This is a genomic window from Maribacter sp. Asnod1-A12 (assembly GCF_045063735.1).
Taxonomy (GTDB): domain Bacteria; phylum Bacteroidota; class Bacteroidia; order Flavobacteriales; family Flavobacteriaceae; genus Maribacter.
Genome location: NZ_JBEFNZ010000006.1, coordinates 4,031,395 through 4,047,811 on the forward strand (window position 1 = coordinate 4,031,395; position 16,417 = coordinate 4,047,811).

The following is a 16,417-nucleotide window of genomic DNA, read 5'->3' on the forward strand; positions in this document are numbered from 1 at the left end:
ATGAGCACACTTACATTAACAAAAACTGGAAATTTTATTAACGGTAAATCAGAAAAAGCGTCTAAACTAACTAAAGAAGTTATTTCTCCTATAGATGGCAGCGTTTTAACTAACGTTGTACTTTCTTCTTCTAAAGATTTAGATGAAGCAGTAAACGCGGCAAAAGCGGCACTACCCGCTTGGTCATCTAAAACACTTAAACAACGTGTTCAAGTTTTATATAGGTTTAGACAGTTATTAGAAGATAATATCGAAGAACTTTCTGAACTCGTATATCTTGAAAATGGAAAAACAAAAGACGAGGCAAAAGCAGAAGTTCTAAAAGGTATAGAATTAACTGAATTTGCATGCTCTTTACCGCAATTCATTAATGATGAAGTGCAAATGGTAAGTAGAGGTATTGAATGTAGAACAACCCATGTACCTGTAGGCGTAGTTGCTTCAATAGTACCATTTAATTTTCCTGCAATGGTACCTATGTGGACTATTCCAAACGCCATCGCTCTTGGTAACTGTATGATTTTAAAACCATCAGAACAAGTACCAATGACGGCCTATCGTATTGCCGAACTTTTTAGTGAAGCAGGCTTAGAAGATGGTATTTTAAATATTGTTAACGGAGAAAAAGAAATTGTAGAAGCAATTTGTGACCATCCAGGTATTGAAGCAGTAACTTTTGTAGGCTCTACAAATGTTGCAAAAATTGTTTACAGAAGAGCAACATATAATTACAAAAGATGTATTTCTTTAGGTGGTGCTAAAAACCACTTATTTGTTTTACCAGATGCCAGTATTGATATGGCTGCAAATATTGTAAGCTCTATGGCAGGTTCTGCAGGTCAACGTTGTATGGCGGCCTCTGTTTTAGTAATGGTAGGCAAAAATGATAAAATGATTGATGCTATTTGCGAACAATCGAGAAACCTAAAACCTGGTACAGATGAACTAGGTACCGTAATATCTAAAGAATCAAAAGAACGTATTGAAAACTATATAACCCAAGCAGAAGAAGCTGGGGCAAAAATTTTAGTAGATGGAAGAAATACCATTGTTCCTGGTTTAGAAGGTGGTTTTTATGTTGGACCAACAGTAATAGACCAAGTAACACCAGACATGAATATTGCTACCGAAGAAGTTTTTGGACCGGTACTTTCTATCATTAGAACTAACGATGTAGATGAAGCTATTGCAATAGAAAATAACTCTGCCTATGGTAATGCTGCAGCTGTTTTCACTGAAAACGGTAGTATGGCTAACTATATTTTAGATAAGGCAAGCGCAGGCATGGTGGGTGTAAACGTTGGTGTACCAGTACCTAGAGAGCCTTTCTCTTTTGGCGGTTGGAACGATTCTAGCTTTGGCGCCAATGATATTACAGGAAAAAATTCGATTAGCTTTTGGACGAAACTTAAGAAGAGAACCACAAAATGGAATGCTGAAGATTGGACAGATTGGATGAGCTAATAACTATTATTGAAGAAGCGATGAACAATACAATAGATAAAAAAGTGGAAAATGATGTAGATGTTTGGCAACAAAATTTAGACTTCACCTATTTTTCATGGTCAAAACAAAAAGGAATTTCACCAATAAAGGTTGAAAAGACTGAAGGTGTTTATTTATACGATGAAAGCGGTAAAAAATATTTAGACTTTTCTTCTCAATTAATGAATGTAAACATTGGTCACGGAAGAAAAGAAATTGCCGATGCAGTGTATAAGCAAATGCAAAGCATAAGCTTTGTTGCTCCAAGTAATGCTACTAGAGTTAGAGGTGAATTAGGAGCTAAATTAGCTGAAATTACCCCTGGCAATCTTACTAAAACATTTTTTACATTAGGCGGTGCAGAAGCAAATGATAACGCCATTAAATTAGCAAGATTACACACAGGTCGTCATAAAGTGATAACGCATTACCGTTCATACCACGGTGCTACATTAGCAACAATATCGGCAGGGGGCGACCCAAGAAAACTATCGGTAGATGCTAGCCAGTTACCAAATATTGTGCATGTAGAAAACCCGTATTCATATAGGTGTCCTTGGTATTCTTCCTCACCCGAAGAGTGTGGTACTCGTGCTATTCAAAACTTAAAAAACACCATTTTATACGAAGGGCCGCAAAACGTTGCCGCAATTTTAATGGAAGGTGAATCTGGAACCTCTGGGTGTATAAAATACCCGCCTTTCTACCTTAAAAAAGTTAAAGAACTTTGTGAAGAATATGGCATACTATTTATTGTTGATGAAGTCATGAGTGGTTTTGGAAGAACAGGTAAATGGTTTGGTATTAATAATCATGAGGTTACTCCAGATATTATGACAATGGCAAAGGGGTTAACAAGTGGTTACCTTCCATTGGGAGCCATGATTACAACAGATACAATTGCAAAAGCTTTTGATGATAAACCTTTACCACTAGGCCTTACTTACTCTGCTCATTCTGTCTCTTGTGCTGCAGCCTTAGAAGTTATAAATATAACTGAAAAAGAAAATTTAGTAGAGCGTGCTGCAAAAATGGGCACTTATATTGAATCTCAAATTGAAAAATTGAAAGAAAAACATCCGTCTATTGGTGATTTTAGAAATACTGGTATGCTGGGTTGTTTAGAATTGGTTAAAAATAGAGAAACAAAAGAACCTATGGCACCTTGGAATGCAAAACCAAGTGAAATGGGAGTTATGGGTAAGGTTGCCGCTAGTATTAAAGCGCAAGGTATGTTCACTTTTGTAAAGTGGAATCAAATCTATATTGCGCCACCACTTACCATCACCAAAGAAGAAATAAATAAAGGCTTAGCAATTATATCTGAAGCCTTATTAATAGCAGATACACAGTGCTATTAATTTCAAAGCGAAAGTCAACCTAAAAAATTGTCTTTCGCTTTTTTTATATTTTTATTTTAAACAATTAAAAAATCAATATGCTAATGAGTTATAAACCTCCATTTTCATTCAAAAAGAAATACGACCAATATATAAATGGAGCATTTGTTGAACCTTCATCTGGAAAATATTTCGATAATATCTCACCAATAGACGGTAAAGTAATCTCTAAAATTGCGCAAGGTAATGCGCAAGACATTGAAAAAGCTTTAGACGCCGCACATAACGCTTTAGCAACATGGTCTGAAACTTCTGTTACCGACAGAAGTAATATTATGCTTAAGGCTGCACAACTAATTGAAGACAATGCAGAGGTGTTAGCACAGGCAGAGACACTTGATAAAGGTAAGGTTATAAGAGAATCTATAGGAGACGTTGCAGATTGCGCAGACCATCTACGCTATTTCGCAGGTGTTATTAGAGCAGATGAAGGTTCGGCCTCAGAATTAGATTCAAATACACTTTCTGTTAATATTCCAGAACCAATTGGTGTTGTAGGAGCAATTATACCTTGGAACTACCCATTACTTATTTTTATATGGAAACTTGCACCAACATTAGCCACAGGTTGTACTATGGTTGTAAAACCCGCAGAACAAACACCAGCCTCTATTTTAGTAATGATGGAAATTATAGGTAGTGTTATTCCAAAGGGCGTAGTTAATGTAGTTAACGGTTTTGGTAAAGAAGCAGGCGCGCCCTTAGCACAATCTGCAAAAGTAGATAAAATTACTTTTACGGGCTCTACTGCTACAGGACAACAATTAATGAGATATGCAGCCGAAAGCATTATACCTACTACGATGGAATTAGGCGGTAAATCTCCCAATGTTTTTATGCCCTCAATTGCAGATGAAGACGATGACTTTTATGATAAATGCGTAGAAGGAGCCGTATTATTTGCTCTTAACCAAGGAGAAGATTGTACCTGCCCTTCAAGATTATTGATTCATGAAGATATTTACGAAGATTTTATAGCTCGCATTATTGCAAGAACAGAAAGTATTAAACAAGGGAACCCTTTTGATGAAGAAACACAAATTTCTACTCAAGTATCAAAATCGCAATACGATAAAATTTTAAACTATATACAAATTGGTATCGATGAAGGTTGCGAAGTACTTTGCGGTGGTGCAGTATCTGAGATAAGCGATATAGCTTTACAAGATGGGTTTTATATAAAGCCCACCATTTTAAAAGGTCATAACAAAATGCGAGTTTTTCAAGAAGAGATTTTTGGTCCTGTAGTGTGTGTTACTACCTTTAAAAATCATCAAGAAGCTATAGAAATCGCTAACGATACTAAATATGGTTTAGGCGCAGCTGTTTGGACCAGAGATATGCATGAAGCTTATCTAATGCCTAGAAAAATAAAGGCTGGGCGTGTTTGGGTCAATAACTATCACACCTACCCTGCTCATGCACCATTTGGGGGTTATAAACAATCTGGCTATGGTAGAGAAAATCATAAAATGATGTTATCTGGCTATAGAAAAAATAAAAATATACTTATCTCTTATGATAAACAAAAATGGGATTGGTTTTAACTTGAAACAGAATTAATTTGATAAAAACAAAAAACATATCTATATCATTTTACCAAGTATTTAAGTACTGTATTTATGTCCTTTTAAGTTATAATGTCTTTTTATTTCTTAATGAAGATTTAATAAGTGCTAAGACCATGTTTTCGGGTGATATCTCAATTAAAGATGTAATTGTAGGTTTTTCTGGAAGCATTGATACTGCCGCATGGGTAATATTATTATTAATATTTGAATTAGAAACTTATATTATTGATGATGAAAAACTAAAAGGAGGTTTAAAATTTAGTTTAAAGGTTATATCGGGTTTGTGCTATGCATTTATTTTTTATTCCTTTTATGGCTATTTAAAAAAGTACTTTTGGTTCAGTAATTTTCAAACTCTTTCCGATACGGTTTTATTATGCCAACATGTTGGAAAATCTTGGTTATTAGCCTTAGATGAATTTACAAGTATTACAGCAGAAAACTGTAGTGTCTTAACATCTAGCTCTCAGCTTTACATTTTTTCAGACAACACCATACTCTCAGATTTAGAATCTATAAATATTGCCAAGAGAGTCGCTTTAATTGATATATTCAATTCACTAGCGTGGTTAATTATAGTTATTGTTTTAGAAATTGAAGTTTGGTTACAACTTAAAAACAAGCTTGTAGGAAGAGCTAAACACATTAACACCTTTTTCAAAATTATTGCCTATTCCATTTTAATAATAGCAGCAATATCTTGGGGGATTTCAGGAGAATATCTTGATACTTGGGATGCTCTATTATGGATTTTAGCTTTTGCTTTCATAGAAATGAATATGTTCAAATGGCAAAAAGAAATCGAAGAAGAAACAGAGAAAAAAGAAACATATTAAAAAAACTATGAAAGATATTATAAAAATTATCGGAGAACACAGTGTTTATGATGATGCACAACTAACAGAGTGTCCTTCATGGCCAGAAGAAACTAAAATAGAAGGAAATCTTAGGCATTGGGAAAAAGAAATATTTAGAGGCAAAGAATTAATAGGGTCTATCTGGAAATCAGAATCGGGTATTTTAAAAGATGTAGACTATCCATTTGACCAAGTTGTTTTTGTTATGGAAGGCACTCTTATTTTAAAACCGGATAATGGTAAAGAACAGCATTATAAGGAAGGTGATATTTTCCTATATCCAAAAGGGTTTACTGGTTTATGGAAAATGCCAACAGCTTATAAAGAACTTATTATCGTAGAACGAAATACTTGGGATAATCAAGAATAATTATGTTTTGTAGACTTATAAATCATCCACTTTGTTATCAAATTGGACTTATTAATAAGAATAAAAATGACCACAAAAACATTGGTCTATTTAAAACTTATTTAAAAAGCTACTTTTCATCTTTTTTATTTAAGAAAAAATCAAATTAGAGCATGACCATATTTGTAGATAGAAAGAGAAATAAATGGACCAAAACGGCATTAAAAGATACCAAACAAAAAGTATTTTGGTCAGACAGTAATACCCAACCACCCCCAAGCAAACCATTAAGTGTTGCGGCAGTTGCAGATATAGTTATTATCGGTGCAGGCTATACCGGTTTATGGACTGCATTACAAGCTAAAGAAGATACTCCTGAAAAAAAAATTATAGTACTCGAGGCAAATGTTGCCGGCTTTGGTGCATCTTCACGAAACGGAGGGTTTTGTGAGTCTTCTTTAACACATGGCCTTCATAATGGTATAGCACGTTGGGAAGATGAATTAAACACATTAAACCGATTGGGAAGAGAAAATTTAAAAGGAATTTTAGATTCTATAAAAAAATATAATATCGATGCCGATGTTGAAGAAACAGGTACCCTTTATACAGCAAACGCTGAATGGCAGGTTGAAGAATTAAAAGAGAGTGTTGAAGACTATACAAAATATGGAATTAAAGCTACCTTTTTAAACAAAACAGAAATTCAAAAAGAATTAAAATCAGAAACAAATTTGGCCGGGCTTCGAGTTGAAAACGAAACCATAATGGTAAACCCTGCAAAACTTGTTTGGGGTCTAAAAAGAGCTTGTTTGAATCTAGGTGTAAAATTCTATGAACATACAGAGGTTTTAGACGTTATAGAAGAAAATAACAACTTAATTATAAAAACACCTAAAGGAAGTGTTACTGCACCACAAGTAATTTCAGCTACAAACGCTTGGGTAAAACCCATTAAAAAGATTAGAAATCACATAATCACCATATTTGATCATGTTTTAATGACAGAACCTTTAAGTGATGCCCAATTAGCCTCGATAGGTTGGGAAGGGAGGCAAGGTGTTGGTGATTGCGCAAATCAGTTTCACTATTACCGTTTATCAGCAGATAACAGAATTCTGTGGGGTGGTTGGGATGCCAATTATTATAAAAATAGTGAAATGGGTCCCGACAAAGAAAAAAGAGAAACTTCATTTGAATTACTTTCAGACCATTTTTTTGAGGCATTTCCGCAATTAGAGGGGCAATTAAAATTTACACATAAATGGGCTGGTCCTATTGGAACAACTTCTCAATTTTCAGCAACTTTTGGCACAAAATTTAATGGAAAGCTAGTTTGGGTAGGTGGTTATACAGGTCTTGGTGTTGGAGCTAGTAGATTTGGTGCACGTGTAGCTTTAGACCTTTTAGAAAATATAGATAATGAAAGAACGCAACTTAAAATGGTACAGAAAAAACCAATGCCGTTTCCGCCAGAGCCCTTGCGTCATTTCTTTATTCAGTATACCAAAAAGAAAATTGCTCAATCAGATGCTAATGATGGTAAGAGAGGAATTTGGCTTGGTATCTTAGATAGTTTGGGTTTAGGTTTTGACTCCTAAATAATTAAGAGTTCATATCAATAAACTCTTGTATAGTCATACCGAATTCTCCAAATAATAAGGGTGAAGAAATATCATTTTTAAAATAATTAATAACCGCCAATTCCCTTTCATCGGTGTTGGCGTTATAATTTTTCAAAGAAATTTGTTTTTCTTCTGTATTTTCTAATGCTAAAATGTCGCTACTTTCTTTTATCAGCACATTTTTTATTGCGACGGGTATACTTCCTTTACTAGTAAGGGTTATCGAAACACCAAAAATTACTTCAGGTTTTGTTTCTAATCCTATATTGAACAAAAATATTTCTTCTTCGTTCCAATTTAAGTTTTTACAAGATATGTATAGATTACTCTGCATACGTTTTACCATTGTACTTCGATAAGTCTGTCGTTCAGAAACACTTTCTACAATAATTTCATCATTTTCAGATTTTATGATAAAACGGGTCTTAATGAGCTGTTGATTATTATCCGTTTTTAAATAGTAGAGATAATAACTACCTAAATAATAGTTTCTTATATTATTAAAAAAAACTTTACTTTTTCTGGTAAGTATTCTTTGATCGGTATTATCTATTAACTTTTCTGGCTCTGGTGTTTCCACAGTTAAATCAGACGAATATTTCCAATCGTCCCAATTTAATATTGGCACATCAAGAAAAGTTAATAAAACATTCCATTTTAAATCTTTGGGTTTTATATTTTCTTCTTTCCAATATCGCTCTAAAGTCTTACCACTTATCCAATTGAAGGGTTTATTTCCGTCTAAATTTAAATGATCTAAAACATCATCAATACCACCATATCGATAATCAAGTATAATATTTTCTACTTTATCCTTTCCTATCAACAAAAAATCTGAGATTAATTTAGGATTCTTTAAAACTTTTTCAGAAACAATTTTGTTAATTTCTGTAGCTATAATATTAAAATGAGTTCGAGTATAAAGTTGCCAGTTAGTTAATGTAGTACGGTGACTTAATACCTTTAGAATTACTTCATTTTTTTCAATATGTCTAAAAATTTTATGCTGCTCCAAAATAAAGTAGTATTTGAAGGTTCAATGTAATAAAAAAAACTGATTTGACTTTTTTTTGACTAAAATTTTCTAGAAAGATATGTTATATGGCGTCGGCTTATATTAATAACCCCTTTTCCTCTTAAAGAAGTGTCAGTTTTTAGTTCTTATTTGACCGCAATACTTTAGCATCAAAATAAATTAAACATAACAATACTTATGTTACTCAAAGATAAATCTTTTATTAATGGCTTATGGGTAAATGCTTTTTCTTCAGATAGGTTCGATATCGTTAATCCCGCTAACCAATTGGTTATAGGTAGTGTTCCTGACATGAAAACTACGGAAACTAAAGACGCAATTGAAGCCGCCCACTGCGCTTTTAAAAAGTGGAAAAATTATTCTGCAACAGAGCGGGCATCCTATCTAAAAAAATGGCATCAACTTATACTTGATAATATAGAAGATTTAGCAAAAATACTTACTATAGAGCAAGGGAAACCTTTAGCTGAGGCAAAAGGAGAAATTCTTTATGGTGCTTCATTTATAGAATGGTTTGCAGAAGAAGCAAGAAGAGTTTATGGTGATGTTATCCCTGGCCACACAAGAGATTCTAGAATAATAGTTTTAAAACAACCTATTGGCGTAGTAGGCGCTATTACACCTTGGAATTTTCCAAACGCTATGATTACTAGAAAAGTGGCTCCTGCCCTAGCAGCTGGTTGTACTGTGGTCATAAAACCATCAGAATTGACTCCTTTTTCCGCATTAGCATTAGCTCAATTGGCAGAAGAAGCTGGTTTTCCTAAGGGAGTTATAAATATTGTTACGAGCAAGTCACCCATTAGTGTTGGTAGTGAATTAACCACAAATCCTTTGGTAAAAAAAATATCATTTACAGGTTCTACCAGGGTCGGAAAATTACTAATGCAACAATGTGCTGCATCCGTAAAAAAAGTATCTATGGAACTAGGTGGTAATGCGCCTTTTATAGTTTTCAATGATGCAGACATTGATAAAGCAGTTGTAGGAGCTATTGCTTCAAAATACCGTAACGCAGGCCAAACCTGTGTTTGTACGAATAGAATTTTTGTGCAAAGTAAAGTTGCGAACGAATTCATTGAAAAATATACAAAAGCAGTAAAAAAATTAAAAGTTGCAGATGGCTTAGATTCCGAATGTACGATTGGTCCTCTAATTAATAAAGAAGCCGTTACCAAAGTAGAAAAATTAGTTGATTCAGCTATTAATGAAGGAGCTAGTCTGGTAATCGGAGGTAAGAAAAATGAGTTAGGCGATTTATTTTACGAACCTACAATTTTAACCAATGTTACCACTAGCATGGAAATTGCGAATGCAGAGATTTTTGGTCCTATTTCTACCCTATTTCAATTTGAAACTGAACAAGAGGTCATTCAAATGGCTAATGATACACCCTACGGGCTAGCGTCGTATTTCTATGGAAATAATATGAGTCAAATTTGGCGAGTAGCAGAAGCTTTAGAATATGGTATGGTAGGCGTAAATACCGGAAGTATTTCTACAACAGTTGCGCCGTTTGGCGGAATAAAAGAAAGCGGTATTGGTCGTGAAGGTTCCAAATACGGAATTGATGAATATGTTGTAACAAAATATATAAATTTTTCAATCTAGAAACACAAAAAATAATGATAACAAAAAAAGCAAGCGTTACAACATTATTTGAAAAACGTAAAAAATTAGTGCCAGATGCATTGGGTATATTCAACCCATCAACCGCATCGAGGTCAAAAGGTGCTACTATTTGGGATATTAATGATAGGCCGCAAATTGATTTTGCTGGTGGCATTGGAGTATTAAATGCAGGACATAGCCCAGAGCCTGTTGTAAAAGCGATACAGGCGCAGGCAGAAAAATTAATACACACGTGTTTTAATGTTTCTTTGACCGAAGAATATTTAAATCTAGCAGAAAAACTGGTCGATTTGTTTCCCCATAGTGATGCTACAAAAGTGATGCTTACCACCTCAGGAGCCGAATCTGTAGAAAATGCAATAAAAATTGCAAGGATGGCAACCGGAAAACAAGGTATTGTTTCGTTTACAGGTGCTTTTCATGGAAGAACAATGATGGCAATGACACTGACATCTAAAAACAAATATAAAGATGGTTGTGGGCCTTTTGCACCCGAAGTATATCGTTTAGAATTTCCAAATCATTTCCGCTTTGGAAAAGGAATGACAGAAGAAGCTTATTTAGATGAACAGATTCAAAAAATGAAGGATTTCTTTAACCACCAAGTATCTACATCACAAATAGCTGCTGTTATTTTTGAATTGGTTCAAGGTGAAGGTGGTTTTACGGTAATGCCACCAAAGTATTTAGAAGCTTTACAAGAAGTTTGTAAAGCAAATCATATTCTAATGATTGCAGATGAAGTTCAATCTGGTTTTGGAAGAACAGGAAAATGGGCGTCTTATCAACATTATAACAACTTTACACCAGACATTTCTACTTGGGCAAAAAGTATGGGTAGCGGTATGCCTATTGGAGCCGTAATCGGGAAAGCAGAAATTATGGATAAAGCAAACCCCAGCGCCATTGGTGGCACCTACCCTGGTAATCCTATTTGTTGTGTAGCTTCTTTAGCAACCATAGAATATATGGAAACTATTAATATAAATAAACTAGGTGAGAATGTTGGTAATATTGTAAAAAGTCGTTTTGAACATTTTAAACAAAAGTTTGATACTGTTGCAGATGTTAGAGGTTTAGGTGCTATGCTCGCCATAGAATTAATAAATAACAATAACCCTTGGGAGCCAAACGCAACCTTAGCGTCTGCTCTTATAAAACGCTGTGAAGAAAAAGGTCTAATTATTATTAGTGCGGGTACTTTTGGTAATTGCATACGTGTATTGAGCCCTTTAACAATTTCTGAAAAACAATTAAACGAAGGTCTGGATATTCTAGAAGAAGCTATAGGAGAATTAACAGCATAATTTCAAAAATGAAAAATCAATTATATATAAACGGTACTTGGAAAAATGCTGAAGATAATTCTACTTTCGATGTATTAAACCCAGCTACAGAAGAAGTCATTGTAAAACTACCAAATGCTGGTAGCTTAGAAACAGATTTAGCAATAAAAGCTGCAAGTCAATCATTTAAAGTTTGGAAAAACACCAATGCTTTTGACAGAGCTAAGCTTTTAAAAAGTGTTGCTCTAAAAATTAGAGAAAAGGCAAAAGAATATGCCGAAATAACAACAAAAGAAAGTGGAAAACCATTATTGGAAGCCACTGGTGAATGGATGATTGCGGCCGATTTATTTGAATGGTTCGCAGAAGAAGCAAAACGTACCTATGGTACTGTTATTCCTGCGAGTAGAAATAATAAGCGTATGCAAGTCATTTACCAGCCCGTAGGTGTTGTTGGTATAATTACTGCATGGAATTTTCCAATATGGAACTTAGCAAGACCATGGGGTGCCGCATTAGCAGCAGGTTGCAGTATAGTTGCAAAACCTTCAGAAGAAACACCGTTAACTGCTATTCTATTAGCACAAATTTTTGAGGAATCAGCCCTGCCAAAAGGAGTAATAAATCTAGTTTTTGGTAATGCTTCAGAAATTGGAGACAGCTTAATGCATGCTCCAGAGGTTAAAAAAATGCATTTTGTTGGTAGCACAAGAGTTGGTAAACTTTTAATGGATAAAGCATCTATAACGAATACAAAACTATCATTAGAACTGGGTGGCAACGCCCCTGTATTAGTTTTTCCTGATGTCAACATAAAAGAAGTTGCTGCTTCATCAGTTACTGCTAAATTTAGAAACTGTGGTCAAGTTTGTATTTCTCCACAACGCTATATTGTGCATAAAGATGCATATCATGCATTTATAGAGGAAGCTGCAAAACATGTTGCAAATTATGCTATAGGTAATGGTCTGAATGCCAACTCACAAATTGGCCCTGTCATTAATAAAAAACAACAAGAGCAGCTTAACAATTTTGTTTCTACCGCAGTAGCATCTGGAGCAGAAGTAATTGTTGGTGGCGAAAATCATCAAGAAAATGGTAAAGGATACTTTTTTAAACCGACACTGATTGGTAATGTAAACCAAGAATCTTCCGTGTTTAAAAATGAAATTTTTGGACCTATAATGGCGGTTACCACTTTTGAAACCATGGATGAAGCTATCTCTTTAGCAAATAAAACTCAGTATGGCTTAGCGGCATACATATGGACAAACAACTTAAATACGGCTATTATAGCTAGTGAAGCCATCGATTTTGGAATTATCGGAATTAACGAATGGACACCACATGCAACAGAAGCTCCTTTTGGAGGCATGAAAGAAAGTGGACAAGGAAGTGAGTTAGGAAACGATGGTATTTACGAATATTTAGATAAAAAACTAATAAGCATTGGCAGCTTATAAAAAAACGATATGACACAATTTATTTATACCAAAACACTAAATCACGGATACATCTTAATGCACTCAAAACCAGAACATGCAAAGGGACTAGCTGCTTTGCAAAAAAAGGTTTTTCCTAATCTTTCAGATGATGAAATTTTTAAAGAAGAGCATTATTTAGCACATATTAAAACTTTTCCAGAAGGTCAATTTGTGATTTTAGATGGCGATAAAGTTATTGGTATGAGTACAACATCTAGAACCCAATACGTTACAGAATCTCACACATTTTTAGAAGCAGCAGGCAATCGGGTATTAGACAACTATAATCCCGATGGAGAGTGGTTATATGGTTTAGATGTAGGTGTTGATAAAAAATATAGAGGTAACGGATTTGGTAAAGAATTATATCGCGCTAGACAAGAACTAACTCGTTTTTTAGGGTTAAAAGGACAGTTAACCGTAGGGATGCTAAATGGTTATTACAGGTATAAAGATTTATTAACTCCAAAGGAATATTTTGAAAAGCTAAAAGATGGAGAAATCAATGATCCAACTGTATCTGTTCAGCAAAAAATAGGTTTTGAAATAGGGAATTTAATCGAAGATTATTGCGATGACCCAACCTGTGGAAACAGCGGTGTTTTATTAACCTTAGATGCCAATCATAAAATATAATAAAAGAAATTATGAGTACTATAAAATTAAAGACAACTATACCAGGACCAAAAAGTGAAGCTATATTAGAACGAAGAAAAGCATCTATGCCAGCAGGCTTAGGCAAACTTTCTAATGTTGTAGTAGAAAAATCTGAAGGTGCATTAATTTGGGATGTTGACGGTAATCAACTAATAGATTTTGCTGGTGGTATAGGTGTATTAAATGCCGGTCATCGCCCTAAAGAAGTAGTAGATGCCATTAAAAAGCAAGTTGATAAAAGCATACATTCTTGTATTCTGGTATGTACAAATGAACCTGCGGTAGAGTTATGTGAAAAGTTAAATGAGATAACTCCTGGTGTTTTCCCTAAAAAAACATTGCTAGCAAATTCTGGTGCCGAAGCCGTTGATAATGCCGTAAATATTGCAAGATATTACACCAAAAGAGCAGGTGTTATTGTATTTGAAGGTGGTTATCATGGCCGTTCTTACTTAACAATGAGTATGACGAGTAAATATGGGTTATTTAAAAAAGGATACGGTTCTATGGCTTCTGATATTTATCGTTTGCCTGCACCTAACATGTACAGACCTTTTGAAGGAATGACAGAAGAGCAATATTTAGACCATTGTATTAAGCAATTAGACCATGCTATGATTTCTCAAATTAGCCCAGAAGATATTGCAGCAATCGTTATTGAACCTGTACAAGGTGAAGGTGGTTTTGTGCCAATGCCAACTGCTTTTTTACAAAAAATACGTAGTATTTGTGATGCGAATGGTATTGTAATGATTGCCGATGAAATTCAAAGTGGTTTCGGTAGAACAGGAAAAATGTTTGCTATAGAACACGCAACAGGTGTTGTGCCTGATATGATAACCATGGCAAAATCAATGGGTTCTGGTATGCCAATTAGTGCCATCACCGGTAAATCTGAAATATTAGACACCCCACACCCTGGAGCTGTTGGTGGTACGTATGGAGCAAATCCAGTAGCCTCAGCTGCTGCATTGGCAACTATCGATATCATAAACACACCTTCCTTTTTAAATAGAGCGAATGAAATTGCTCAAATAATGAGAATAAAAATGGAACTATGGCAAACCAATAATAAATTTATTGGTGATGTTAGAGGCCTCGGTGCTATGCAAGTTATAGAATTTGTAAAAGATAAAACTACAAAAGAACCAAACCCAGAGCTTACACAAGCCATTTTAGTTGAAGCCTTAAGTAAGGGTTTGGTGGTTATTAGAGCTGGATTATTTTCTAACTGCATACGTTTATTAGTACCTTTTAGTATTACAGACGAGCAATTAGAAGATGGTATGGTGGTATTACAAAACGCAATTGATAAAATAGCCAAATAAGGACATGCAATTAATACACAATGCTATTATCTATACTGTAAACCCTCAAAAACCACTAGCAAACGCTATGGTCTTTGAGGGCGATACTATCGTTACCGTTGGAGATTACAATGAAATTAAAAAAGGTATTCCTTCTGTAAATCATATTGACTTAAAAGGGAAAACGATTCTTCCTGGTTTTTTTGATGCACATGCACATCTTTGGAAAATCGGAGATCTATTAACGTTTAATTTAGATTTGAGAGGTGTAACTAGCATTAAAGAAATTCAAGTTAAACTAAAGGAGTTTTCAAAAAATAATCCTGATTTAAAATGGATAAGAGCAAGAGGTTTTAATGATTCTATAATGGAAGAAGGTAGGCTTCCAACTAAAGAAGACATTGACTGTGTTATCACTGATAAGCCTGTTTTTTTACAAAGAACCTGTGCCCATATTGCAACTTTAAATTCAAAAGCTATTGAAGTTTGCGGTATTAATAGCAACACAAAAGTACCATATGGTGGTATGATGGATTTAGATTCCTTGGGAATCCCCAATGGAATTTTGCGTGAAACCGCACTAGGTTTAGCGCTAAAACATTTTCCTAAGATTACCGATGCCGATTATGAAAAGATGATTCTTGCAGCTTGTGATGCATTTATAAAAGTAGGTGTAACATCGGTTTCTGACCCTGCCGTGATGCCCGATTTGCTCGCTGTTTATAAAAAAATGGATGCTGCAGGGAAATTACCTATTCGCATTCATGCTTTTCCTATTGTTATTCCAGACGGAGATGACACTCCTTTGCCTATTCCTGAGAAATATCATTCTGATAAATTAGTAATAAATACAGTTAAATTTTTCTCTGATGGAGGTTTAAGTGGTCAGACTGCTGCTTTGAGCAAAACCTACAAAAACTCAAAAAGCAAAGGTATTCTTAGATTAAATAAAGAGGTATTCTTTAAAGCTGCATTAGAAGCCCAGCGTAAAGGTTTTCAGATAGCCACACATGCTATAGGAGATGTTGCCATTGATTTAGTGCTTGATATTTATGAACAATTATATAAAAATAACCCAAATGCTCCAAAGCATAGAATAGAACATTTAGGACTGCCAACAAAAATTCAATTAAAAAGAATTGAAAAAATGGGTATTCATATTGTTACCCAACCAATTTTCATTAAAGAGTTAGGCAAAAATTTTAGAGAAACCCTAACAGATGAGTATCTGGAAGTTTGCTATCCATTTAAATCTATGTTTGATCATAACATAAATGTAGCTTTTTCTACAGATGGACCTGTTGTAAAAGATATTAGACCACTATCTTGTATAGAAGCTGCAATTAACCGAAAAGATATAAACGGATATACAATTACTGCAAAAGAAAGCGTAAGCTTAGAGCAAGCTATTTATGCTTATACAATGGGTAGTGCAATAGCAAGTAGTGTTGCGAAACAACAAGGAAGTTTGCAAAAAGGTAAAAAAACAGATTTTATAGTATTAGCAGACAATCTATTCAAAAAAGAGGTTTCTAAAATTGAAGACATTGTAGTTGAACAAGTTTGGGTAAATGGTGTACAAATATACTCTTGAATATATACATAAAAGCTTTTTTAATTACTAACAACCAATAACAAACAAAAAGAAACTAACATCGTATCCTTCATTTAAATCTTGAGTTCCTTTACCCTTATATTTTACTGAAACTGATAATTATTGTATCCGGT

The 16,417-nt window shown here is 34.4% G+C and carries 13 protein-coding genes; 12 read left to right on the forward strand and 1 reads right to left on the reverse strand.

Going from position 1 to position 16,417, the window contains the following annotated elements:
• The 6 genes from mmsA to ACJJVP_RS17365 all read left to right on the forward strand — a co-directional run bounded on the left by mmsA (position 1) and on the right by ACJJVP_RS17365 (position 7,263).
• Entirely contained in the window at positions 1–1,464 is a 1,464-nt protein-coding gene (gene mmsA, locus ACJJVP_RS17340) for a CoA-acylating methylmalonate-semialdehyde dehydrogenase (RefSeq protein ID WP_405415716.1), read from the forward strand.
• Entirely contained in the window at positions 1,443–2,846 is a 1,404-nt protein-coding gene (locus ACJJVP_RS17345) for an aminotransferase class III-fold pyridoxal phosphate-dependent enzyme (RefSeq protein ID WP_405415719.1), read from the forward strand. Before mmsA ends, ACJJVP_RS17345 begins: the two co-directional genes overlap by 22 nt.
• Before the next feature lie 83 nt (positions 2,847–2,929).
• Positions 2,930–4,432, forward strand: coding sequence for an aldehyde dehydrogenase family protein (locus ACJJVP_RS17350; protein ID WP_405415721.1), 1,503 nt, complete (start codon positions 2,930–2,932; stop codon positions 4,430–4,432).
• A gap of 17 nt (positions 4,433–4,449) precedes the next feature.
• A complete protein-coding gene (locus ACJJVP_RS17355; protein ID WP_405415723.1) occupies positions 4,450–5,292 on the forward strand; it encodes a hypothetical protein in 843 nt (280 codons plus the stop codon).
• A gap of 7 nt (positions 5,293–5,299) precedes the next feature.
• Positions 5,300–5,683 carry a cupin domain-containing protein gene (locus ACJJVP_RS17360; RefSeq protein WP_405415726.1) on the forward strand — a complete coding sequence of 128 codons (384 nt, stop codon included), beginning with the start codon at positions 5,300–5,302 and terminating at the stop codon, positions 5,681–5,683.
• Between the two features lie 152 nt (positions 5,684–5,835).
• Complete coding sequence (locus tag ACJJVP_RS17365; RefSeq protein ID WP_405415727.1) at positions 5,836–7,263, forward strand: NAD(P)/FAD-dependent oxidoreductase; 1,428 nt, start codon at positions 5,836–5,838, stop codon at positions 7,261–7,263.
• A gap of 4 nt (positions 7,264–7,267) precedes the next feature.
• Here the strand turns inward: ACJJVP_RS17365 and ACJJVP_RS17370 are convergent, their stop codons facing one another.
• Positions 7,268–8,302: a hypothetical protein gene (locus ACJJVP_RS17370; protein WP_405415730.1), complete on the reverse strand. Its 1,035-nt coding sequence runs from the start codon at positions 8,300–8,302 to the stop codon at positions 7,268–7,270.
• Positions 8,303–8,500: 198 nt separating this feature from the next.
• Here ACJJVP_RS17370 and ACJJVP_RS17375 point away from each other — a divergent pair, with 198 nt between their 5' ends.
• From ACJJVP_RS17375 to ACJJVP_RS17400, 6 genes are read left to right on the forward strand one after another with little or no spacing between them, the layout of a single operon-like run.
• Entirely contained in the window at positions 8,501–9,934 is a 1,434-nt protein-coding gene (locus ACJJVP_RS17375) for an NAD-dependent succinate-semialdehyde dehydrogenase (RefSeq protein ID WP_405415732.1), read from the forward strand.
• Positions 9,935–9,948: 14 nt separating this feature from the next.
• Positions 9,949–11,262, forward strand: a complete 1,314-nt coding sequence (locus ACJJVP_RS17380) for an aspartate aminotransferase family protein (protein ID WP_405415734.1) — start codon at positions 9,949–9,951, stop codon at positions 11,260–11,262.
• A gap of 8 nt (positions 11,263–11,270) precedes the next feature.
• Positions 11,271–12,704, forward strand: coding sequence for an NAD-dependent succinate-semialdehyde dehydrogenase (locus ACJJVP_RS17385; RefSeq protein ID WP_405415737.1), 1,434 nt, complete (start codon positions 11,271–11,273; stop codon positions 12,702–12,704).
• A 9-nt stretch (positions 12,705–12,713) separates the two neighbouring features.
• Entirely contained in the window at positions 12,714–13,361 is a 648-nt protein-coding gene (locus tag ACJJVP_RS17390) for a GNAT family N-acetyltransferase (RefSeq protein ID WP_405415740.1), read from the forward strand.
• 11 nt (positions 13,362–13,372) lie between these two features.
• The gene (locus ACJJVP_RS17395) at positions 13,373–14,710 is read left to right on the forward strand and encodes an aspartate aminotransferase family protein (RefSeq protein ID WP_405415743.1); all 1,338 of its coding nucleotides are present in this window, start codon (positions 13,373–13,375) and stop codon (positions 14,708–14,710) included.
• A 4-nt stretch (positions 14,711–14,714) separates the two neighbouring features.
• Positions 14,715–16,283, forward strand: a complete 1,569-nt coding sequence (locus ACJJVP_RS17400; protein WP_405415745.1) for an amidohydrolase — start codon at positions 14,715–14,717, stop codon at positions 16,281–16,283.
• Positions 16,284–16,417: the final 134 nt, after the last annotated feature.